Origin of the sequence: Zunongwangia endophytica, from assembly GCF_030409505.1 — a bacterium.
Taxonomy (GTDB): Bacteria; Bacteroidota; Bacteroidia; order Flavobacteriales; family Flavobacteriaceae; genus Zunongwangia; species Zunongwangia endophytica.
Genome location: NZ_JAUFPZ010000002.1, coordinates 638,500 through 662,699 on the forward strand (window position 1 = coordinate 638,500; position 24,200 = coordinate 662,699).

At 35.2% G+C, this 24,200-nt stretch carries 19 protein-coding genes; 5 read left to right on the forward strand and 14 right to left on the reverse strand.

Going from position 1 to position 24,200, the window contains the following annotated elements:
* Positions 1-36: 36 nt before the first annotated feature.
* From QWY91_RS02935 to QWY91_RS02945, 3 genes are all read right to left on the reverse strand, one after another.
* The gene (locus QWY91_RS02935; protein WP_290231545.1) at positions 37-2,442 is read right to left on the reverse strand and encodes a 3-hydroxyacyl-CoA dehydrogenase/enoyl-CoA hydratase family protein; all 2,406 of its coding nucleotides are present in this window, start codon (positions 2,440-2,442) and stop codon (positions 37-39) included.
* 52 nt (positions 2,443-2,494) lie between these two features.
* Positions 2,495-2,953, reverse strand: coding sequence for a MarR family winged helix-turn-helix transcriptional regulator (locus QWY91_RS02940; RefSeq protein ID WP_290231547.1), 459 nt, complete (start codon positions 2,951-2,953; stop codon positions 2,495-2,497).
* A gap of 163 nt (positions 2,954-3,116) precedes the next feature.
* Positions 3,117-4,895, reverse strand: coding sequence for an AMP-dependent synthetase/ligase (locus QWY91_RS02945; protein ID WP_290231549.1), 1,779 nt, complete (start codon positions 4,893-4,895; stop codon positions 3,117-3,119).
* A 344-nt stretch (positions 4,896-5,239) separates the two neighbouring features.
* On the opposite strand from QWY91_RS02945, the gene QWY91_RS02950 reads away from it, so the two are divergent.
* Positions 5,240-5,845: a DUF4136 domain-containing protein gene (locus QWY91_RS02950; RefSeq protein WP_290231550.1), complete on the forward strand. Its 606-nt coding sequence runs from the start codon at positions 5,240-5,242 to the stop codon at positions 5,843-5,845.
* A gap of 56 nt (positions 5,846-5,901) precedes the next feature.
* Here the strand turns inward: QWY91_RS02950 and purL are convergent, their stop codons facing one another.
* The 3 genes from purL to QWY91_RS02965 form a co-directional block, all read right to left on the reverse strand.
* Positions 5,902-9,567, reverse strand: a complete 3,666-nt coding sequence (gene purL, locus QWY91_RS02955) for a phosphoribosylformylglycinamidine synthase (RefSeq protein ID WP_290231552.1) — start codon at positions 9,565-9,567, stop codon at positions 5,902-5,904.
* Positions 9,568-9,736: 169 nt separating this feature from the next.
* Positions 9,737-11,155, reverse strand: coding sequence for an endonuclease (locus tag QWY91_RS02960; RefSeq protein ID WP_290231554.1), 1,419 nt, complete (start codon positions 11,153-11,155; stop codon positions 9,737-9,739).
* 255 nt (positions 11,156-11,410) lie between these two features.
* Positions 11,411-12,625 carry an RsmB/NOP family class I SAM-dependent RNA methyltransferase gene (locus tag QWY91_RS02965; RefSeq protein ID WP_290231556.1) on the reverse strand — a complete coding sequence of 405 codons (1,215 nt, stop codon included), beginning with the start codon at positions 12,623-12,625 and terminating at the stop codon, positions 11,411-11,413.
* A gap of 83 nt (positions 12,626-12,708) precedes the next feature.
* Between QWY91_RS02965 and QWY91_RS02970 the strand changes: the two genes are divergently transcribed.
* Positions 12,709-13,785: a WD40/YVTN/BNR-like repeat-containing protein gene (locus QWY91_RS02970; RefSeq protein WP_290231558.1), complete on the forward strand. Its 1,077-nt coding sequence runs from the start codon at positions 12,709-12,711 to the stop codon at positions 13,783-13,785.
* Positions 13,786-13,998: 213 nt separating this feature from the next.
* Here QWY91_RS02970 and QWY91_RS02975 read toward each other — a convergent pair whose 3' ends face one another.
* A complete protein-coding gene (locus tag QWY91_RS02975; RefSeq protein ID WP_290231560.1) occupies positions 13,999-14,412 on the reverse strand; it encodes a winged helix-turn-helix transcriptional regulator in 414 nt (137 codons plus the stop codon).
* Between the two features lie 122 nt (positions 14,413-14,534).
* Here QWY91_RS02975 and QWY91_RS02980 point away from each other — a divergent pair, with 122 nt between their 5' ends.
* A complete protein-coding gene (locus tag QWY91_RS02980) occupies positions 14,535-14,996 on the forward strand; it encodes a VOC family protein (RefSeq protein ID WP_290231562.1) in 462 nt (153 codons plus the stop codon).
* A 338-nt stretch (positions 14,997-15,334) separates the two neighbouring features.
* Here the strand turns inward: QWY91_RS02980 and QWY91_RS02985 are convergent, their stop codons facing one another.
* The 7 genes from QWY91_RS02985 to QWY91_RS03015 form a co-directional block, all read right to left on the reverse strand.
* Positions 15,335-15,781 (reverse strand): hypothetical protein, encoded by a 447-nt coding sequence (locus tag QWY91_RS02985; protein WP_290231565.1) that lies wholly within the window; start codon positions 15,779-15,781, stop codon positions 15,335-15,337.
* Positions 15,782-15,786: 5 nt separating this feature from the next.
* Complete coding sequence (locus QWY91_RS02990) at positions 15,787-16,317, reverse strand: hypothetical protein (RefSeq protein ID WP_290231567.1); 531 nt, start codon at positions 16,315-16,317, stop codon at positions 15,787-15,789.
* Between the two features lie 31 nt (positions 16,318-16,348).
* Entirely contained in the window at positions 16,349-16,894 is a 546-nt protein-coding gene (locus tag QWY91_RS02995) for an RNA polymerase sigma factor (RefSeq protein ID WP_290231569.1), read from the reverse strand.
* Between the two features lie 182 nt (positions 16,895-17,076).
* Complete coding sequence (locus tag QWY91_RS03000; protein ID WP_290231571.1) at positions 17,077-18,906, reverse strand: ABC transporter ATP-binding protein; 1,830 nt, start codon at positions 18,904-18,906, stop codon at positions 17,077-17,079.
* A 15-nt stretch (positions 18,907-18,921) separates the two neighbouring features.
* A complete protein-coding gene (locus QWY91_RS03005) occupies positions 18,922-20,652 on the reverse strand; it encodes a phospho-sugar mutase (protein WP_290231572.1) in 1,731 nt (576 codons plus the stop codon).
* A gap of 68 nt (positions 20,653-20,720) precedes the next feature.
* Positions 20,721-21,680: a glycosyltransferase family 2 protein gene (locus QWY91_RS03010; protein WP_290231574.1), complete on the reverse strand. Its 960-nt coding sequence runs from the start codon at positions 21,678-21,680 to the stop codon at positions 20,721-20,723.
* Between the two features lie 13 nt (positions 21,681-21,693).
* Positions 21,694-22,212, reverse strand: a complete 519-nt coding sequence (locus tag QWY91_RS03015) for a DUF4199 domain-containing protein (protein WP_290231575.1) — start codon at positions 22,210-22,212, stop codon at positions 21,694-21,696.
* 147 nt (positions 22,213-22,359) lie between these two features.
* Here QWY91_RS03015 and QWY91_RS03020 point away from each other — a divergent pair, with 147 nt between their 5' ends.
* Entirely contained in the window at positions 22,360-22,614 is a 255-nt protein-coding gene (locus tag QWY91_RS03020) for a type B 50S ribosomal protein L31 (protein ID WP_290231577.1), read from the forward strand.
* Positions 22,615-22,759: 145 nt separating this feature from the next.
* Positions 22,760-23,932, forward strand: coding sequence for a GlmU family protein (locus QWY91_RS03025; protein ID WP_290231579.1), 1,173 nt, complete (start codon positions 22,760-22,762; stop codon positions 23,930-23,932).
* Positions 23,933-24,200: the final 268 nt, after the last annotated feature.

Genomic DNA, 24,200 nt, shown 5'->3' on the forward strand with positions numbered 1-24,200 from the left:
AGCTAATTCTTACATCTAATATCTCAAATCTTACATCTAGTTACGTAACGGTTTTCCCTTCTGTAACATATGCTGAAGGCGTTCTAAAGTTTTTCGTTCTCCGCAAAGGCTTAAGAAAGCTTCACGTTCTAGGTCTAATAAGTATTGTTCGCTTACGTAAGAAGCTTCCGATAAATCTCCACCAGCCATTACGTATGCCAGTTTATTAGCGATTTTCTTATCGTGGTCGCTAATGTATTTTCCGGCGTTCATCTGATCGGTTCCTACGTAGAACGCTCCTAATGCTTGTTTACCTAAAACTTTAATATCGTTACGTTTGATAGGTTGCGTGTAGCCATTTTCTGCCATTAATAAGGCGTGTTTCTTAGCAATGGTTAATTGATTATCACGATTCACCACTACAATATCTTTTCCTTTCTGAAGGATATTGGTATCGTAAGCTTCATAGGCTGAAGTAGATACTTTTGCCATCCCAATGGTTAAGAAATTCTCTCGTAACCTGTTCAGCTCAACATCATCTTTTTGATAGGTGTCTGCCGCTCTCAAGGTCATTTCTTTAGAACCGCCACCGCCGGGAATTACCCCAACGCCAAATTCAACTAAACCAATATAGGTTTCTGCGTGAGCCACAACTTTATCGGCGTGTAGCGAAAGTTCGCAACCACCACCTAGCGCCATATTATGTGGAGCAGATACGGTTGGGATAGAGGAGTAGCGCATACGCATCATCGTATCCTGAAAATATTTAATAGCCATATTCAGCTCATCGTATTCCTGTTCTACAGCCATCATAAAAATCATCCCGATATTGGCACCCACAGAGAAGTTTTTTCCATCGTTCGATACTACGAGTCCGCGGTATTCTTTTTCAGCTAAATCAATTGCTTTGTTGATTCCGTCTAAGACATCACCACCAATCGAATTCATTTTACTGCGGAATTCTAAGTTTAAAATGCCATCGCCTAAATCTTCAACAACTACACCGCTGTTTTTAAATACAGCTTTAGATTCACGAATATTATCTAGAATGATGTAGGAATCTTGACCTGGAACTTTTACGTGTTCTTTCTTCGGAATTTCATAATAATATGTATTTCCTTCTTTTACGGAATAAAATGAAGTAATGCCGGCATCTACCATTTCGGTCACCCAAGCTGCGGGCTCGTAACCTTCAGCCTTCATCATTTCGATTCCTTTTTCTACACCAAGTGCATCCCAAACTTGAAACGGACCGTGTTCCCATCCAAAACCGGCTTGCATTGCATCATCAATTTTGTAGAGTTCATCAGTAATTTCCGGAATTCTGTTGGAAGCGTAAGCAAATAATGCGGAGAAGTTTTTGCGGTAAAACTTACCTGCTTTTCCTTCATCTTTAATTAAAACTTTATAGCGATCGCTAAGTTTATCGATAGTTTTGGTTTGCTCTAATACACTGAATTTCGCACTTTTTCGATCACGAAATTCCATTTTATCTAGATCAAGCGATTTGATTTCGCTAGAACCATCTTCTTTTTTCTCTTTTTTATAAAAACCTTGTCCGGTTTTGCTTCCTAACCATTTGTTATCCATCATTGTTTGGATGAATTTTGGTAGGGCAAAAAGATCGTGCGCTTCATCTTCGGGAACGTTTTCGTACAATCCGTTAGCAACGTGAACCAAGGTATCTAAACCAACCACATCTACGGTACGAAAAGTAGCCGATTTTTGTCGGCCAATTACCGGTCCGGTAAGTTTATCGACTTCCTCAATGGTCATATCCATATCTTTTACCATATGAAATAAACTCATAATGCTGAAAATTCCGACACGATTTCCTATAAAAGCCGGAGTGTCTTTCGCGATTACCGATTTTTTCCCTAGGAATTTTTTTCCGTAGTGATTCAAGAAATCTAAAACCTCTTTGGAAGTATCGGGTCCCGGGATAATTTCGAATAAACGTAAATAACGTGGAGGATTAAAAAAGTGCGTTCCGCAGAAATGCTTTTGGAAATCTTCACTTCTTCCTTTATTCATAAATTTAATGGGAATTCCGGAAGTATTGGAAGTAATTAAAGTTCCCGGTTTTCTATGTTTTTCAAGCTTTTCAAAAACTTGTTGTTTAATATCTAATCGTTCTACCACCACTTCAATAATCCAATCTACTTCAGAAACTTTAGCAATATCGTCTTCTAAATTCCCTGTTGCAATGCGATTGGCAAAATCTTTATGGTAAATAGGAGAGGGCTTCGATTTTAAAGAGCTCTGTAGCGAATCATTAACAATACGATTGCGTACTTCTTTATCTTCTAGCGTAAGTCCTTTTTTCTGTTCCTTTTCATTGAGTTCTCGCGGAACAATATCGAGCAGTAACACCTCGACGCCAATATTGGCGAAATGGCAGGCAATACCGCTACCCATAATTCCTGAACCAATGACAGCAACTTTATTGATTTTTCTGTTCATAGTATAAGTTCTGGTTTTAGAAAACTTCAATATTTAGAATATTGAAGTCTGGTTATTTATTCTTTAATGCAATCTCCTGATTATATATTTTCTTGTTCGCTATAAGATCAGTAATGGTGTTTGCAACTTCTGTAAAGGTTTTGAGATCCTGTTCGCTAACGTTTTCTTTTACAGCTTCATCAAATCTTAGAACTACTCCTTTAGAGAAATCTCTCATTTCTAATCCAAATTTGGTTAGATAAATCAATACGCTTCTACCGTCATTGGGATTTTTTTTGCGCTCAATTAATCCTTTAGCTTCCATAGTTTTAAGCATTCGGCTTAAACTTGTAGCTTCCATTCCCATCTTGGGTCCCAAGGATGTAGATGGTGTTCCTTTCTCGGGATCTATGCTAAGAAGCGCAAAACCTGTAGCCATTGTGCTACCTGCTTTTCCTGCTTCTTCATTATACATTTTAGAAACAGCCATCCAGGTTGCTCGTAATACATAATCTATTGTCTTTTCTTTCATAAATTGTTCTAAGCCAACCAAAGATAATAAAATATACTATGCATGCATAATAAGTAAATGTGAAATTTGTTAATTCTTCATTATATCTTTTCTAAAATATAGAATAAATAAAAAACTCTCCGTAGATGGAGAGTTTTATGTGATAATCAAATAATCAAAAATTTTATCTATCGTAAATTTGATTGTAAAGATGACTGTACTTCTCTACGACATTTTTTCGTTTCACCTTCATCGTAGGAGTTAAAAGTCCTTCTTCAACGCTCCAAATCTCTGGGGTTAACCTAAACGTTTTTACCTGTTCCCAATTGCCGAAACTTTTATTATAAAAATCAATTTCTTCCTGAATGCGATCATTTACTATTTTATTTTCTGCAATGTCGTCTTCAGAACCAGTACCCAAATCAATGTTTTTTCTAGAAGCCCATTCCTTTACAAAATCAAAATTAGGTTGAATTAAGGCAGCCGGCATTTTTTCGCCTTCTCCTAAGACCATTATTTGATCGATAAACTGAGACTGCTTCATTGCATTTTCTAATAGCTGAGGCGCAACATATTTTCCTCCTGATGTTTTAAACATCTCTTTTTTACGATCAGTTATTTTTAAGAAACCATTTTTATCAATTTCTCCAATGTCGCCGGTATGAAAAAAGCGATCTGAAGTTAATGCCTGATTCGTTTTTTCTTCATCTTTATAATAGCCCATCATTACGCTGGGTCCTTTGGTAAGTATTTCACCGTCTTCGGCGATTCTTACTTCAGCATTTTTAATAGGTTTTCCAACCGTTCCTATTCTGAAATTATAATCTCTTTGATCGTTTACGGCAATAACGGGAGAAGTTTCTGTGAGTCCGTAACCTTCCATGACAGGTATTCCTGCAGCTGCGAAAACTCTCGCAAGTCGTGGCTGTAATGCAGCACTACCGGAAACAATTAGTTCGATATTACCACCAAGTCCTTCTTTCCATTTTGAAAAGATAATTTTTCTCGCCAGGCTAAGTTGAAATTCATACCAACCGCCATTTGCACCGTAAGGCTCGTACTTATGTCCAAGCGCTAAAGCCCAATTGAATAATTTTGTTTTAATACCACCAGCCGAAGATCCTTTTGCAACGATTTTATCGTATACCTTTTCTAACAGTCTTGGTACAGCAGTAATTACGTTTGGTTTTACTTCCTTAAGATTTTCACTGAGTAATTCTATGGATTCAGCAAAATATATTGAGACCGCATAATATTGGTATAAATAAAGGATCATTCTTTCAAAGACATGGCATACCGGTAAAAAGCTTAATGCCGTATAAGTTCCAAAATCGAAAGGTACTCTAGGCGCGCTTCCCAAAACATTACTTACTATATTTTCGTGAGAAAGCATGACACCTTTTGGCTTTCCGGTAGTTCCAGAAGTGTAGATAAGCGTAGCAAGATCTGTTGTTTTTATAGCATCCATTCGCTTTTGTACTTCAGCCTGGTTGCTTACGTCTTCTCCTAATTTTAAAATTTCATCCCAATTTTTACAACCTTCAATTTCGTCGAAGCTGTAAACTTCTTTAAGGTGAGTATTAGCCTTTATCGCGTTTATTTTGTTTAAGACTTCTTTGTCAGAGACGAAACAATATATTGATTCGCTATGATTTAGAACATATTCGTATTCCTGCTGAGAAATTGTGGGATAAATCGGAACATTCTGGGCACCTGTTTGTAAGATTCCAATATCGGTTATATTCCATTCATTGCGATTAGAAGAAGAAATGACCGCAATTTTATCGTTCGGCTGAATTCCTAATCTTAGTAAAGCGCGGCTTACTTTATTAGCTTCATCTATATAATCGTTAGTAGAAATTTTCTTCCATTCACCATTGTACTTTGTCGCCAAAGCAGTTTGCAGCGGATAATTTTTTTGCTGAAAATAAGGGAAATCAAAAAGACGTTTTATAGTATTCATCTACTTTTTCATTATCAGTATATTGCAAAATAGCAAAATACAGCAGTTTTTGGACTGAATATAACAAAAAGAATAGAAAAATTATTAGAATTTTATAAAGTTTTTATGTCTAGAAGTTTCTCTTCTTACTGATTAACGGAAAACGATGTAGTTGAAATAGAATTATTGTTAATACAAATCACTTCTATAAATAAGCATTTACTTTCAAGAAGTAAACTTTAAATGATTTTAGAATTTTCACGTGTTTTATCTCAATTTTAGGGCAATGCGTTAAATTGCTTTTAAAATCACACTAATATTTCTTTTTACGATATTGGATTTATAGTTTCACACAAAAAAACTTTATGAAAAATAAAAACTTAGTTCTTCCGATTCTTATTGCATTGCTTTGTTATGCTTGTGGATCACAGGTAAAAACTGTTAATCCAGATGAAAAGAATCTTGATAATTATAAAAGTTATGCATTTTTACCTAATGCGAATTTAAATGCGAGTTCGGAACAGCAAGATGTAAGTAAGGTAGTTGTTGAAACCGTCAATGCGAATATGGAGAGAGCCGGATATACTTTAGATTCAGAAAATCCAGATCTTTTAGTCCTTATAAGTTCTAAAAATCCGGTAGAGCCTACAGCTCAGCAAAATCCTTCACTTCAGCAAGATTATGCAGCATATCCTTATACTGATGGAGTAGGTACAGTAAGCCCTGCTTACGGAAATTACTATTACGGTGGTTTTGGAAACTTCGGAAGAATTACCGGATACGATACCGATTCTTACGAATATGAAGCTGGTGCCGTAATTATCGATTTAGTAGATCGTAAAACTAAAGAAACCGTTTGGAAAGGTAAAACCTCAAAAAATCTTGTAGACCAAGCCGATTTAGAAGCTCAGGAAGAAATGGTAAATCTTGTATTTAGTGAATTCCCGGCTTTTCAGAAAGATTCAGAATAAAATTAAGTCACTTATTAAAAAAAGCCGCTGAATTTTCAGCGGCTTTTTTATTGATATTATTTATTTTCTAACCAATTTTTTGCGTTTTCGAAAGCGCTAAGCCATGGTGTTACTTGATCATCTTTGCGATCTTTTGGATAATATCCCCAGTTCCAAGAGAATGTCGAACGCTCTAAGTGTGGCATCATTACTAAATGACGACCTGAATCGTCGGTTAGCATTGCCGTATTAAAGTCAGATCCATTTGGGTTCGCAGGATAGCCTTCAAATCCATACTTTCCAACAATATTGTACTTATCTTCAGCATAAGGGAAACTAAATTTACCTTCGCCGTGAGCCGCCCAGATTCCTAATTTACTACCTGCGAGACCTCCTAGCATCACCGAATTGTTTTCAGCAATTTCTACGGAAGTAAAATTACATTCGAATTTATGCGAATCGTTATGCAACATTTTAGGTTTCTCTTCATGATCAGGATTAATTAATCCTAATTCAATAAATAACTGGCAACCATTGCAAACACCAAGTGATAAGGTATCGTCTCTTTTGAAGAAGTTATCCAAAGCTGTTTTTGCTTTTTCATTATAAAGAAAAGCGCCTGCCCAACCTTTTGCACTTCCTAAAACATCAGAGTTAGAGAAACCTCCAACTGCAGCAATAAACTGAATATCTTCTAAAGTCTCACGGCCGCTAATTAAATCGGTCATGTGCACATCTTTTACATCGAAACCAGCTAAATGCATTGCACGAGCCATTTCACGTTCAGAATTCGATCCTTTTTCACGAATAATAGCCGCTTTTATTTTCGGTTTAGAAGCATCAATTTCAGGTAGCATACCTGTGAAATTTGATGGGAATTTATAAGATAACGCCTGATTTTTATAGTTTTCGAAACGTTCTGTCGCTTTTTCTTTTCCGCTTTGTTTTTGGTCTAATAAGAATGAAGTTTTATACCAAACATCACGTAATTTAGCTACATCGAAATTCAATGTTTCCGAAGCATTTTTTATTGTCAGTTTACTGTTTTCAGAAACTTCACCAATTTTAAAGAATTCAATCCCGTTATCGGCCAAAACTTTTTCCGCAGCATCATCAGTCGCCTGAAAAACAACCGAACTGTTTTCATTGAATAATAATTTTACAAGATCGCTTTCTCCCAATGCCGAAAGATCGATGTTTGCACCAAGACCTTTGTCTGCAAAGCACATTTCTAAAAGCGTAGTAATTAATCCCCCAGAAGCAACATCGTGTCCGGCAGCAATCATTCCCTTTTTAATTAAGCCCTGAAGGTTATAGAAGACTTCAGCAAAATTCTTATCGTCTTTAATGGTTGGCACTTCGTCTCCAACTTTGTTTAAAATCTGAGCAAAAGAAGAACCACCTAATTTTAACGAATCTTGAGATAAATTGATATAATAAATAGCACCTGCATTTTTCTGGAAAACCGGTTCTACAATTTTAGTAAGATCGTCGCAATATCCGGCCGCAGAAATAATAACAGTTCCTGGGGACAGTACATCGCCATCTTTGTATTTTTGTTTCATCGAAAGCGAATCTTTACCTGTAGGAATATTAATTCCCAAACTTATAGCAAAGTCAGACACTCCTTGTACCGCTTCGTACAAACGAGCATCTTCGCCTTCATTATTACAAGGCCACATCCAATTTGCTGATAGAGAAACTGATTTTAAACCTTTTTCTAAGGGAGCCCAAACGATGTTAGTAAGCGCTTCAGCAATAGAATTTTTAGAACCTGCAACAGGATCTACTAAAGCCGAGATAGGAGAGTGGCCAATAGAAGTAGCAACGCCATCTTTCCCTTTATAATCTAAGGCCATCACCCCAACATTGTTAAGCGGTAATTGTAACGGTCCAGCTGTTTGTTGTTTTGCCACACGTCCCGAAACACAGCGGTCAACTTTATTGGTTAACCAATCCTTACAAGCAACAGCTTCTAACTGTAAAACCTGCTTTAAATACTCTTGAATATTATCTGAGGAATATACCAGAGTTTCGTATTGTCTGGAGACTGTTTTATCATTCATAATGGTTTTTGGAGAGCTTCCAAACATATCTGAAAGATCCAAATCCATAGGTTTATTACCACTTTGCTTTCCTTCGAAAGTAAAACGATGCGAACCGGTAACATCACCAACGCTATACATAGGAGAGCGTTCTCTATCGGCTACACGTTGTAAAGCTTCAATATCTTTTTCTCCGATAATTAATCCCATACGTTCCTGAGACTCGTTACCAATAATTTCTTTTGAAGAAAGCGTAGGATCTCCTACTGGAAGTTTATCCAAATCGATATCTCCACCAGTATCTTCAACTAATTCACTTAAACAGTTTAAGTGACCACCTGCACCGTGATCGTGTATAGAAACAATTGGATTTTCTTCAGCTTCTACCATTCCACGCACTGCATTGGCGGCACGTTTTTGCATTTCTGGATTAGAACGTTGGATGGCATTCAATTCGATACCGCTACTAAACTCTCCGGTATCGGCAGAGGAAACCGCAGCACCACCCATTCCAATTCTATAGTTTTCACCACCAAGAATAACTATTTTATCACCTTTTTGTGGAATATCTTTTTGCGCCTGGGTTGCTTTACCGTAACCCACACCACCGGCTTGCATAATAACTTTATCGTACCCTAATTTACGGCCGTGTTCTTCATGCTCGAAAGTTAAAACAGAACCAACAATTAATGGTTGTCCAAATTTATTACCAAAATCTGAAGCTCCGTTAGAAGCTTTAATTAAGATATCCATCGGAGTTTGGTATAACCATTTACGCTCGTCCATTGCTTTTTCCCAAGGTCGATTTTCTTCCAATCTCGAATACGACGTCATATAAACTGAAGTTCCTGCTAAAGGAAGCGAACCTTTACCACCAGCAAGACGATCTCGAATTTCACCACCACTTCCTGTTGCAGCACCATTAAAAGGTTCAACCGTAGTTGGGAAATTGTGGGTTTCCGCTTTTAATGAGATTACAGAATCGTAATTTGTATTTTGATAGAAATCTGGTTTATCGGCAGATTTTGGAGCAAATTGTTCCACGTTTGGTCCTTTTACAAAGGCAACGTTATCTTTATAAGCTGAAACAATTTCGTTTGGATTTTCTTCGGAAGTTTTTCGAATCAGTTTAAATAGAGAAGAAGGTTTTTCTTCACCATCGATCACAAAAGTTCCATTAAAGATTTTATGCCGACAATGTTCAGAGTTTACCTGAGAGAAACCAAAAACTTCAGAATCGGTTAATTTTCGACCTAATTTAGTAGCTAAGCCTTGTAAATAAGCTACTTCTTCGGTATTTAAAGCCAAACCTTCCTGTTGGTTATAAGCTTCAATATCTTCGATTTCTTCAATGGCTTCTGGTTCAATATCAATTTTAAAGATATTCTGATTTAATTCAGCATATTTCTGAGATAGCATAGGATCAAAATCAGTAAAATGCTCATCGATTTTATAAAATTCCTCAATCCTAATAATGCCTTCGATCCCCATATTTTGGGTTATTTCTACCGCATTGGTACTCCATGGAGTAATCATTGCAGCACGTGGACCAACAAAAAAATCTGCCAAAGCAGATTCGATATATTGTTGTGCACCCCCAAAAAGCCAGTTTAATTTAGAAATATTTTCAGCCGTTAGCTGAGTGTTCGTTTGAACGGCAAAAACCTTATTGGTTTGAGTTCCGAAGAATAGGATCATCCTAAAGAAGTTTTGTGTTGTTGTTGAAAGCGCAAATTTAATTTTTTTAAAATGAATATTGAAACTTATTATCAGAAAGCTAAAATTGATTTTCTTTAATTTCAGAATATTTATTCTTTAAACTAAAAAAAGCTCCCATAAGGAGCTTTTTAAAGATTCTAAGAACATTTTAGTAAGTTCCGATATTTTCTACATTGTTTTTGTCGAATGTTTCCCATTCGTCTTCATCATAAGTTGTAGCGGGTCCATCTACTGTAGACTTTCTTCTTAAAGTAACATCTTTACCAAAATCAATATCACCTGATACACCAATCATATCGATTAATGTTCCGTTATTAAATAAGCCAACAGGATCATCTCCATTAAAATCCATTGGAGCACCATTTTGGGTAATGTCAGCTTCATCTAATAATTGTTGTAGATCAGATTGGGCATTAATTATGACAAATACTTCGCCTGGCGCAAGAGAACCTGATAGTTGCAGTTCGTTACTCCATTCCCCGTTTCCGTTTACTTGCTTTTTAATACTGAAAGCAGTAAGATCGGCAGTTTCCTCAGACATATTTAAGATTTCGATGGCTTTATTATTTCCGCCGCCTTCAACATATTCAGAAAACATCAAGATCGCATTTTCGCTTCCTTCGTTATCTCCACCTGTGTTGTCATCTTCCTCTTCATCATCGTTTTCACTGTCTTCAGAATCGTCAGAATTATCGGTATATTCTTCAGAGATAGGTCCGCTATAGTCGGTTGTCCATGTATTTACAGCTTCATCACCTCCCCAAATAACTGTTGCTAAATATGGATTGTCTATAAATGGATTACGGTTTCCTTGTGCTTCTTCAATTGCATTATTTTTTTGTACTTCTAATTCTGAAACAGGATCGGCAGCATTCCATTCTAAAAATAGATCTATATTTCCAACTTTTTCGAAAGTTTGAGCGTAACGAATATTCATATACATTACTATTCTTGCGATATCACCTCTCCAATCGTCTCCAGGATACCAGCTAGTACCCATTGAAGAGTAAGATCCATCACCTTCAGCAAAAGGATAGTTTCCTCTACTAGAATTAATGCCAATATCCGCAGGGTAGAAGTTGTGAAGATCAGATTCGCCGGTTTCTACGGTTATTTTAGATCTAGGATAGATATGCTCGGTATTGAAAGTTTGCGTCGAATTATCATTGTTACCCGATTGATATTGATTTTTAGGTCTGCTTTCACCAGAGTATACTAGAATAACATTATCAGAGTTGTTTGGGTCTTCTGTAGCATCGTATAAATAGTCATGACGTTGCCAGTACTCTAAAAAATTGGTATGCTTGTCTGAAGTAAGATTTACTAATTCTTCCTTTAATTCTTCTACAGTTACGTCAAAAGAAACTTCACTGTAATAATCAGCTAAGTCCTCAGAAACTGTAAAATCAAGATTTAAAATTTCATCTTCATTAGATCCTTCATCAGGATTAGAAGGTAATTCTGTTTCTTGATCTGGTTCTTGCGTAATAACATCATCGTCTTCACTGCAGGCAGTAAAAGACACTAAAAATAAGCACAGTAAAAAGTAATTAAATTTTGAAATCATTCTTTTTGATTTGAGTTTCGGTTTATAATCGTTTCAATCTCCCAGATGGATGGAGGCGCGAAAGTACTGAAGAAGTTTTGATTCCAATTTTAAGAAATTGTTACCAGTCTTTATTAATAAAAATTAGAAACTGAAAACCGGTTCGTTAGCCATTTTCATTTAGAGGAAATTTTAAAATCAGAGAAATAAAAAAAGCCTGAAAGATGCTAATAGCAGTTTCAGGCGATTTTGAAATATTTTGGAAATCAATTTTATTTACTCACTTTTTTCAAGCAGCGCCATATAGAATCCATCAAAACCTGTTTCTGAAGAAAGAATTTTACGGTCTTCTACTAATTTGAAATCTTTTCCTTCTTCTGAAGCTAAAAAATCTTTTACCTGCATTTGATTTTCTGAAGGTAAAACCGAGCATGTGGCGTAAACCATTTTACCACCATCCTTTACAATTCTGGAATACTGGCGAATAATTTCCTGTTGCGTTTTACGAATACGATCTAAAAACTCAGGTTCCAATTTCCATTTAGCATCCGGATTACGGCTTAAAACGCCAAGACCGCTACAAGGCGCATCAATTAAAACTCTATCGGCCTGCCCATATAGCTTTTTGATCACCTTTGTGGTATCAATAGCACGAGTTTCAATATTATGAGCACCAGCACGTTTTGCACGTCGCTTAAGTTCTTTTAATTTATTTCCGTAGATATCTAAAGCGATCACCTGACCTTTATTTTCCATTAGCGCGGCTAAATGTAAAGCTTTACCACCAGCACCGGCGCAGGTATCGACTACACGATTACCAGGCTGAACATCTAGAAAATCGGCTACCAATTGCGAAGATGCATCCTGAACTTCAAACATTCCTTTTTTGAAACATTCTGTTCTAAAAATGTTAGCACGTTCTACTAATTGAAGTGCATCTGGATAATCTTTAAGGTTTATGGTTTCAAAACCTTCTTCACTAAGTTTATTTTTTAGTGTAGCAGCATCAGTTTTTAGTTTGTTGGCTCGAATAATTACTGGAGCCTGTATATTAAGCGCTCCAATTTCTTTCTCCCAAACTTCTTCACCAAGTTCAGCAACACCCAACTCATCTAACCAATCTGGAATAGATTCTCTAAACTTTCTAATTTTGCTAAGCGCATCGAATCTACCTTTAATACGGCGGGTAGGGGTGTCTTCAATTTGTTTCCATTCTGGTAACTTAATTCCTTTTAAAGTTGCCCAAACTGCAAATAGTCGAAACAAATTTTCACGAGAAAAAGGTTCTTTAACTTCAGCAATTTCAGCATAAAGGCGTTTCCATCTTACGATGTCGTAAGTTGTTTCAGCAATAAAACTACGATCTCTCGCTCCCCAACGCTTGTCACGTTTTAAGGTCTTTTCAATCACTTTATCGGCATATTGGCCTTCGTTGAAAATTTCTTTGAGGCCATCTATAGTTGCAAAAACTAAATTTCTATGTAAACGCATTGCTAAAATTTAAGGGTGCAAAGGTAATCTTTTTTATCGCTGAAACATTTATATTTGAAGGAAATCCACCAAAAACCAACGAAATGAAGAAAGTCTGGATTATGGCTTTGATGGCTGTTGTAGCCTGCAAAAATGATACAAAAACAACTAAAACGAATACTACGGAAGAAAAAGAAGTAGGTGTTCAACATACTTTTGAAAGCTTGAAAATCGAACCTATTCTAGAAAATGATTCTTTAAGCATACGTGCGATTGAAGTGATTGGGAACAATCTGGCCTTCGCTGCGAATAATGGTACTTATGGACTGTACAATTCGGCTACTGGAAGCTGGAAATTATCTCAGCAAAAATACGATTCGGTTACTCCGGAGTTTAGAGCAGTAGCGAGTACAGCAAGTGACTTTTTTATGCTGAGTGTTGAAAATCCGGCCCTGCTTTATAAAACAGGCGATGATGGAAAGATGAAACTGGTTTACAAAGAGGAGGACGAAAAAGTGTTTTATGATGCAATTGCTTTTTGGAACGATCAGGAAGGAATCGCTATGGGTGATCCCACAGACGACTGTTTATCTGTTATTGTAACAAGAGATGGTGGTAATTCCTGGAAAAAAATTGACTGTGAGAAACTCCCAAAAGCAGCTGAAAGCGAAGCGGCATTTGCAGCTAGTAACTCAAATATTGCAATAGAAGGCGATCATGTTTGGATCTTGAGTGGCGGAATGAAATCACGAGTTTTCCACTCTGCCGATAAGGGAAAAACATGGGAAGTTGCAGAGACTCCGCTTAAACAAGGAAAACCAACTTTGGGCGGTTATAGCATGGATTTTTATGATGCTGAAAACGGAATTATCATAGGCGGAAATTACGAAGATCCAAATGGAAATACCGGAAATAAAGCCATCACAAAAGACGGCGGTAAAACCTGGAATCTAATTGCTGACGGTGAAGAACCAAATTATAAAAGCAGCGTTCGCTATGTACCAAATAGCAACGGAAAAGAAATTATAGCAACCGGTTTTACAGGAATTTCTTATTCTAAAGATGCGGGAGAAACCTGGAGAAAATTAAGTGATGAAGGTTTTTATACCATTCGGTTTTTAAATGATTCAACTGCCTTTGCGGCAGGATCTAAACGAATTGCGAAAATCTATTTCAAATAAAATAGCGCTTTAATATAACGAATCTTGATTTCTTGTGATGGTAGAATTTATTTTATGGCAATTAACGTAATTGGATATAGTATTGAAAAACGAAAAGCTTTTAAAGTCTTAGTCAACTTCATTGTGACGACAACTTACAATAATTGATATCTATTGTTTTAAAACATTTGGATAAAATTGTTATTTTCAAAAATCGGTTTTTTCATCAAACGATTAATTCATTAAATGCTCATTTTCTAATTTTTCTGTTGTTGATTGTATTAGTTTCTCTCTTTCATTATTTGCTTGAGTTAAAAAATCATCATTAATATCACTTTCACTATCGTATTTCCCGCTCCAACAAACAAGTTCTAGCATTATGGGGAGCATATTTATTCCCTTTCTGGTAAGGCTATATTTGATTCTTGATTTTTTTACTTCATCTTTTCCTTTATTAATGATATCGGCTTCCTCCAGTTGTTTTAATCTATCTCCCAAAACACTTGTAGAAATTTTTTCTGCTGACTCTAAAAATTCATTATAGTGTCTTTTCCCATTAAACATTAAATCTCTTATAATTAATAAAGACCATCTATCTCCAAAGTGTTCCAGAGAATAGTTTATTGGACAGTGTGATTTCATTTTCATTCTTCAAATATATTAAAACCTACTTAGTTTTTAACTTTGAATTTAAAAGTTAATATTGATTTAACTTGTTTTTCCAAAGTTAAAAAGTAATTTTGTACTGAATAAAAATTTAAATAAAAAAGATGGAAAATAGTAGAAAGTCAAATGATGGGTTAGGCACTTTAGCATTTTATAATATTGCCTTTGTAGTTTCCAACATTGAAGATTCAATAAAGTGGTATACTGATAGTTTAGGCTTTAAATTATTAGCAAAACAGTCTATTCCAGTTCCAGAAGGACATGTGGAAATGGCTTTTATGGAAGGCGCAGGTATGAAAATTGAAATGATTGAGAACTCAAATAACCAATCGATTGAGTCAATTAGAAAAGATGCAAAAACTGATGCCGTACCTACAGTAGTTGGCTCGAAAGCATTAGTATTTTATGTAGAAGATCTAGAAGTAACAACCAAGGAACTTGAAAATAAAGCGGTTCATTTTTTATGGAAGAAGCGGTATTTAGCTAAGGATAGCCTTTATTGTACTATGATTTTAGATAATGATGATAATCGCGTTAATATATTTCAAAGAAACACTATTATATAAATTATACCGGAATTTAAATATCAATAAAACTATCCGTGATTGATACATTAAAAAGACGGCAAAGACAATAGCGGATATAATAAACAGCTAGTTTTATCTAAACTGAGAGGTTAGGTGTCTTTGGTAATTAGCCAAATGTTTTGGTTTGTGTCATTGCTAAAAAATATCCCATAATTTCACATTTCTGGCTATATATAAACTCAGAAATCAATATTAGAATTATCAGCAATAAATAAGAGGATAGTTTGTGCAAAAAAAGAATTCCGGAGAACAAATAAATGTTAACCGGAATTCTTACTACTAACTAACCAAAAAACTAAATTGTAAATAGAAATTTCTTACTCTTCTTCATTCTTTCGCTCTTTTTCTTTGCGAGCGCGATATTCCTTTATCAACTTTCTATGGAAATCTTCTTCAAGCTGATGAAGTTTTACAATTTCCTGTGCAGATAGAATCGTTTTTAAATCCTGAAAATATTTTTTCTTAAGCTCGTAATCTTCCTTTTCAATTTCAATTAAGTCGTTTAGAAGATCCTGAGCTTTATCTTCAGCCATGCAATCTACATTTTCTATATCTCGATGTTCTTTTCGATATAATGCTCTACGTTTATCTTCATACTTGTCGTAGATAGGCCAAAATTTTTGCGCTGTTTTATTACTAAAATTTAATTCCTGAGTAATAAAAGCAGTTTTTAAAGACTTAATTCGCTCCTTCTCGTTGTCATCCTGAGCTTGTGCTGTTAAAAAGCCAAAAATCAACAAGACTATTAATGCAATCTTTTTCATAGCAATTATTCTAAAATATAACTGGGATCTTCAACATTCTCATCAATATAATCAAATACGGCATCACTATTCATTGCAGCGAAATCTGATTCTTCTACAATGTAACCATCCTCGATGATCATATTAGAAAATTCTGTAGAAGAAAAATCAATGTATCCATCATCGATATAATCTTCCATTGCAGAAAGTTCTACATCATCCCAACTTGCAGATTGTTCGTTTCCTAACGTAAAAAACGTTGAGTATAAACAAATAAAAATAGCAGCGATCCCAGCGGCATAATAAAGCGTTTTTCTAAAGTCTACTTTAATTAATTTTGGCTGTTTTATTTCTATTTTTTCAACCAAACGATCTTCAAGACCGTCAAAGTAAGCTTCAGGAACTTTAAATCCTGCCTCTGCGGGTAGCTCTATTTCACGTACCTGCTCTTCTTCACTTAAGACCTTATCACATAACTGATCTTCTAGATTTTCAAAATATCCAGAAGGCACTTTAAAGCCAGAGGCGCCGTGATATGGTATTTTCTCTTTCTTCATCTTTTATTTGACTTGTAGAAATTGAAATGGTTTAATTTGTTTTTAAAAATTCTTCAATTTTTTTAGCAGCAATATGATAAGAAGCTTTAAGAGCCCCTTCACTGGTTTCTAAAATCTCAGCCATCTCTCGATATTTTAATTCTTCAAAATACTTCATCGTAAAAACTTGTTGTTGTTTTTGCGGTAAGCTTGCGATAGCTTTTTGAAGTTTAAGTTGAATTTCAGATCCCTCAAAATAAACATCGCTTTCAAGATTATTAATTATTGCATCCTGAAGTTCGTCTGAAGAAATTTGTTGACGCTTCGCTTTTTTGTTTAGAAAAGTTATAGACTCATTTGTAGCAATACGATACATCCAAGAAAATAGCTTGCTATCTCCTTTAAACTGATCGATATTTCTGAAAACTTTGATGAAGGTATTCTGAAGCACATCATGAGAATCGTCATGATCTTTAACCATATTTCTTATATGCCAATACAAGCGTTCCTTATATTCAGATACAAGTTTTTTAAAAGCTTCCTGAGAAGTTTTCTTATCTTTTAGTTGTTGTACAAGTAAATTTTCGGCTTTTTCCAAGGGAAAAAATTTAGTTTACAATCCCTTTAAAATGGTTTGGCTAAAATATAGAAAACTTTAAAGCTGACTAACCCTCGCGTTATATTTTTATTAAGATATAGCGGTCAAAATGTATAATTCTGAATAAAATAATAAAGAATTACCTAGTAAACACCGAAAAAGAATCCAAAATTTGAAGAAAATTATGCAAAAGACTGCATTTCTACCAACTTTTGATAGGTTCCTTTTTTAGCCAATAAGTCTTCGTGTTTTCCTTGCTCTACAATTTCACCACGTTGCATCACTATAATTTTATCTGCATTTTGAATAGTGCTTAAACGGTGAGCAATAACTACAGAAGTTCTGTTACGCATCATATTTTCTAATGCTTGCTGAACTAATTTTTCACTTTGGGTATCTAAAGCCGAAGTAGCTTCGTCTAAGATCATTATCGGCGGATTTTTAAGTACCGCTCTGGCAATTGAAAGTCGTTGTTTTTGTCCGCCACTTAATTTGTTTCCAGAATCTCCAATATTGGTATCTAAGCCTTGTGGCATTGTTGAAATAAACTCCCAAGCATTTGCTATTTTAAGCGCATTGATAATTTCGCCTTCTGTAGCATTATCTTTTCCTAAAGCCACATTATTACGAATAGTATCATTAAATAAAATAGAATCCTGAGTAACAAGTCCCATTAAATTTCTTAAAGAATGCTTCGAAATTTCACGAATATCGGTACCATCGATTTTAATACTTCCGTCATTTACGTCGTAAAAACGAGTGATTAAATTAGCGATTGTTGATTTTCCACTACCAGATTGACCAACTAGAGCAATAGTTTGTCCTTTAGGAACACTCATGCTGAAATTCTTTAAAACAAGCTCTTTTTCGTATTTGAAATTAATGCTATTGACTTCTATTTTCGTATCGAAACTTTCTTTTTTAATAGCATTCGGTGCGTCCTTCAGGTTTGTCTCGGTTTCAATAATTTCTAAGATACGCTCGGCACTGGCATTCCCTTTTTGAACACTATAAGTGGCTTTAGAGATTGCTTTTGCAGGCGTAAGAATATTGTAGGTTAGTACTAAAAATCCTATAAAAGTTGAAGCCTGCATGGTGCCATCTATAAGAACCATTCTTCCGCCAAACCAAAGTACCACAGTTATTACCAAAACACCTAAAAATTCACTCATCGGTGAAGCCAGGTTTTGGCGGTGAAGTAGTGCGTTGAGGATTTCATTTAGTCTATTTGTGCTCTCATGAAATTTCCCTATAAATTTACTTTCAGCATTAAAACCTTTAATAATTTTTAAGCTCGAAAGTGTTTCTTCAACAATCGATAAAAAGTGAGCATTTTCTTGTTGAGCACTGGTTGATTTCGCTTTTAGTTTTTTCCCGATAGAAGAAATAATTAGTCCCGAAATGGGTAAGAAGATCAACACAAAAAGGGTGAGCTTCCAACTAATTATTAGCATACCGATTAATGTGAAGAGTAGTGTTAAGGGCTCTTTTACAAACATCTCTAACATACTAAGAAAAGAAGACTGAATTTCCTGTACATCACTTGTAATTCGTGAGATGGTGTCTCCTTTACGTTTCTCAGAAAAGAAAGAAACGGGAAGTTCTGTAATCTTCTCGTAGATGCGATTACGAATATCCCGTAACATTCCGTTTCTCAAAGAGGCGATAAAGTACATCGCCATATAATTAAATAGGTTTTTGATAAAGAATAGAATAATTATCAAAACACAGATAGTAATAAGGGCAGAAATCTGCCCATATTCTTCTATTCGTTGATTTAAAAAAAAGTTCGCGTAATCTTCAGCAAAATCTTTTATGGTTGTCCAGTGACCATCCCAGACAGGTTTGATCGTTATTGGATCGTTTACCTGAAAAAGCACTTGCAGCATCGGTATAAATGCCAAAAATGATAAGGTGCTAAACAATGCATAAAAAACATTACTAATAATATTCAGAATTGCGTAACGTTTATAAGGTTTCGCAAACTGAAGAACTTTTTTTAAATAACTCATATAATTTCAAAGGTCTTACCCTAGTTGTAATTCAGCTTTAATTCGGCTGACTTTTTCTTTTAATTCTTTATTCTTTTCTTCAAAATCACTTACGCTATCCAAAGAAGTATTTACACTAAAGTAGAATTTAATTTTAGGCTCGGTTCCACTTGGTCGCGCTGCGATTTTAGTTCCGTCTTCAGTATAATAAATAAGCACATTAGACTTTGGTATGGTGATTTCTTCTTCGGTATGATCATGAAGATGTTTGGCTACAGAAGATTGATAATCTTCTACTAAAACTACTTTCTCTCCGTCGATAGTTTCCCAAGGTTTTTCTCTAAGATCAATAAGCATTTGTTTGATTTCCTGCTCACCTTCGATTCCCTTTTTAACTAAAGAAATTAATTCCTCTTTATATAAACCATAAGTAGTATAAAGTTCTAATAGTTTTTCGTAGAACGAGCTTCCCTGTGCTTTTAGAAATGCTGAAATTTCGCAAGCTAATAGGGTAGAGGTTACCGCATCTTTATCGCGTACAAAATCGCCAACCATATAACCAAAACTTTCTTCTCCACCACCAATAAAATCTAACTCTGGATGATCTTTAATAAGTTTTGCGATCCATTTAAAGCCGGTTAAAACCTCTTTATATTCTACGCCGTAAGCTTCAGATAAATTCTTTAGCATTGGTGTCGAAACGATGGTAGAAGCGATAAATTCGTTACCATCCATTTTATCAGCCTTTTTCCATTGCTCTAATAGAAACCAAGTCATTACTAACATTGTTTGGTTTCCGTTTAAAAGCTCTAGTTTATTTTCGTTATTTCTAACTGCAATTCCCAGTCTGTCGCAATCTGGATCTGTTCCTATCACGATATCAGCTCCTTTTTCTTCAGCAATGTCCAAGGCCATTTTTAAAGCTTCCGGCTCTTCTGGATTCGGTGATTTAACCGTTGGGAAATTCCCATCTGGTTCTCTTTGCTCTTCAACTATAGTAACATTGGCAAAACCAGCTTTTTCTAATACTGGCGGAACCATGGTAATAGAAGTACCGTGCAAAGAAGTGAAAACAACACCAAGATCTGCTTTTGCTTCTGCTGAAGTATCAAAACTTCCATTAGCTACTGAAGCTTCAATAAACGCTTCATCTACATCTTTATCAATTTTATGAATCAAATCGTTCTTAGCATCAAAGCTAATCGCTTCGTATTCCAATCCGTTAATTTCTTCAACTAGATCTTTATCTTGAGGCGGAACCAACTGGCCACCATCCTGCCAATACACCTTATAACCATTGTATTCTGGTGGATTATGGCTGGCAGTTAAAACAATTCCGCAGTGGCAATTTAATTTTTTAACTGCGAAAGATAATTCTGGCGTAGGTCTTAGATCTGAAAATAAGAACACCTCGATATCATTTGCTGAAAAAACATCTGCCACAACTTGCGCTAATTCTTTACTATTATTTCTACAATCGTAAGCAATTGCAACTTTTAGCGCTTCCCCTGAAAATTCTCTTTTTAGATAATTTGAAAGTCCCTGAGTGTTTTTCCCTAAGGTGTATTTATTAATACGGTTAGTACCAACACCCATAATTCCACGCATTCCACCTGTACCAAAAGCAGCATTTTTATAGAAACTATCTTCCAATTCAGAAGGGTTGTTATCTATAAGTTCGTTGATTTCTTTTTTGGTATCTTCATCAAATACATCGGTAAGCCAAGTTTGGGCTTTCGCTAAAATTTCAGGTTTTACTTGTGACATAATTTTGGTTTTAGTTTTAGTAGTTCAAACAAAATAGATTTCAAAAATAATATTTTCTGTATTGAAACTTAGTAATTCTCGGTAGTTTTAGTAATAAGATAACGTTCTTTATCTCGCTTGCTTCTTAAGATAAGCTCTCCTACAAAGCCGGCAAGGAATAATTGTGAACCTATAATCATCACGGTTAGTGCGATATAGAACCAAGGGTTTAAAGCAACGAGTGTGTTAGGCACACCATGATACATTTTATATAGTTTAGAAAATCCTACAAATCCAGCAGTAAAGAACCCTATAATAAACATTAGAACCCCTAAAGATCCGAATAAATGCATTGGTCTACGACCAAATTTGGATAAAAACCAAATCGTTAATAGATCCAGAAATCCAAAAATAAATCGCTCTGGCCCAAATTTAGTTCTTCCGTATTTTCTAGCCTGATGTTTTACTTCTTTTTCGGTTATTTTATAAAAGCCCGCATTTTTAGCTAAAACCGGAATATAGCGATGCATTTCTCCGTAGACATCGATATTTTTTACCACGTCTTTTTTGTAAGCTTTTAATCCGCAATTGAAATCGTGCAATTTTAATCCTGAAGTTTTACGCGCTGCTGCGTTGAATAACTTCGAAGGTAAATTTTTGGCTAAAACAGAGTCGTAGCGTTTCTTTTTCCATCCTGAAACAAGCTCGTAACCATCTTTGGTTATTTTTGAGTATAATTCTGGAATTTCATCTGGATTGTCTTGGAGATCGGCATCCATGGTAATAATTACATCGCCTTCCGCTTTTAAAAAACCTGCATGTAAAGCCTGAGATTTGCCATAATTGCGATTAAATTTTATGCCTTTGACCGCCTTATCGTTTTCTGCAATGGTTTGGATGGTTTTCCAGGAAGCATCGGTACTACCATCATCGATAAAAATGATCTCATAAGAAAAGGAATTGGATCGCATTACTTTTGCGATCCAATTATATAATTCTGCTAAAGATTGTTCCTCGTTTAAAAGAGGTATGACTACGGAAATCTGCATTAATTGTTATTTTCTAATAATCTTGAGCTTGATTATTTCTAATAATAAGCCCAGTAAGTAAGGAAATTATAAAACCAAGTATAAGATATCCTATTATTTGCATTGCACTATAAACCCATGGACTACTAGTATATTCTACCCAAGTTAAAGCGCCTTCCATTTGTTCAGCTGTTAAATTTTGCTCAGACATCGCCAAAACTTGTGTATCATACATACTTTGCAAAAACTCTGGGTAAATAAATTTATAATGAATATAAGTATAAATAGCAGCAATTATTCCTCCAATTACAGCGGCGCCCAATCCCACTTTAAGAGACTGCTTTAAGCTTATTACATTTTCATTCTTTTTCTTGAAGGTTATAAGAGCAAATACAAAAATGGCGATTTCAATGAATTTGCTAATTAAGCCAACTACCCAATCCTCTTGAGATACATTAAAGACATAAACAAGAACTAGATAAATTATTGAGTATAGCGCAAGTGCAATTCCAAAAGGATAAGCAACCGATTTTACTGAAGTAGAGTTTTCCATTTTTTTAATTAAATTTGTCGTTTATCGGTTAGTAAGCAAAGATAGTAAAACGTTACAAAGCTGTTAAATAAAAAATAATTTAAATTATAATTGGATTTATAAACAAATTGGTTAAATTTGCACCCTGAAAATTAAAAGATCAAAGCGATGAAACAAGGAATCCATCCGGAAAATTATAGATTAGTAGCATTTAAAGATATGTCTAACGACGATGTATTCATTACAAAATCTACTGCAAAAACAAGAGAAACTATCGAGGTAGAAGGTGCTGAATATCCATTAATCAAATTGGAGATTTCAAGAACTTCTCATCCTTATTATACTGGTCAAACTAAACTTGTAGATAGTGCTGGTAGAATTGATAAATTCAAGAACAAATACGCAAAATTCAAGAAGAAATAATCTTCGCGAATTCGAAAAATATACTAAGGCTGCAATTTTGCAGCCTTTTTTTGTTGTCTCTTTTTTTAGTTTTAGACTGAATTTAACGTGATTTTCTTTAAACTTTCCTAATTCGCTTTAACTTTATAAAAATTAATGTGCGGAAATGAATTATATACTTTTTGATGGTTCGGTTAGAAACCAATTGCTTCCATTTACTTTTACAAGACCCGTAGCCGATATTCGATTTGGAATTTTAACCATGCGCGAGCGTTGGGAATATATTCTAGGTTATACAACTTCAACTATTACTGAAGATTATTTGAGTGAAAAATGGCCGTTGGTAGAATTTGAGGAAAATATAATGATCAATGCAGCATATTTTCCTTCTTCAGAATTTATTCAGCAAATAAAAAATTTGAATAATAAAGAGGCGATTTTTGATGGTGAAGAAATCGTTTCTTTTTATACCGAAGAGGATCAGGAGGTAGATTTTTCAGCATATAAGCAGATAGAGATCGATGGTAATGTATTGAAATTGGCGCATACCTGGGATATATTTTCTAAAAATGCAACAGCCATAAAATTCGATTTTAAATTACTTACTGAGGATCGAGAATCACAACCTATAGATTCTTCAAATTATGTGAAGAATCCCGACAATATTTTTATTGAAGAAGGTGCTGTGGTAGAGAATTGTTCTTTAAATGCCAGCGCTGGGCCTATTTACATTGGTAAAGATGCGCTAGTGATGGAAGGCTGTTTTCTTCGTGGTCCAATTTCCATTGGCGAAGAAGCTATTGTGAAAATGGGTGCCAAAATTTACGGAGCAACAACTATTGGACCCGGTAGTAGAGCAGGAGGAGAGATCAATAATTCGGTGTTATTTCAAAATTCAAATAAAGGTCACGAAGGATATCTTGGGAACTCTGTTTTGGGCGAATGGTGTAATTTGGGGGCCGATACTAATAATTCGAATCTTAAAAATAATTATGCGGAAGTTCGCCTTTGGGATTATGAAACGGAAGGCTTTGCGAAAACCGGACTTCAGTTTTGTGGTCTAATGATGGGTGATCACAGTAAATGCGGAATCAATTCGATGTTTAATACCGGTACCGTAGTAGGTGTAAGTTGTAATATCTTCGGAACTGGTTATCCACGAAATTTTATCCCGAGTTTTAGTTGGGGAGGGAGCTCTGGAATGACAACTTACCAAACAAAAAAGGTTTTTGAAGTTGCTGAAAGAGTTTTGGAACGACGAAAAATGGAATTTACCGAGCAAGATCAGGCAATTTTAGAGCATGTTTTTGAGGAAACTTCAAAGTATCGTAGATATTAGTTGTTGGTTCACAGTTTAAGGTCTTTAGGGAGTCCAAGTTAAATACTTATCGCAATTCTTTCTATTTGTTGAAATAGCTTCCAGCAATCCAATCGGCTATTAGCTTTTTGAGAAATAAGATTAAAGAGGATAAAAATGGACTAAAACTGTTGGGGTTATTTCATCCGGACCTGTCTTTCGGTTCTGCTGGCTTAATCTTTAATTTCTCAGGATTTAAGACTTCGCTTTTAGAAATTAGAAGTTTGGATTTTTAAATATCAAAAATGCT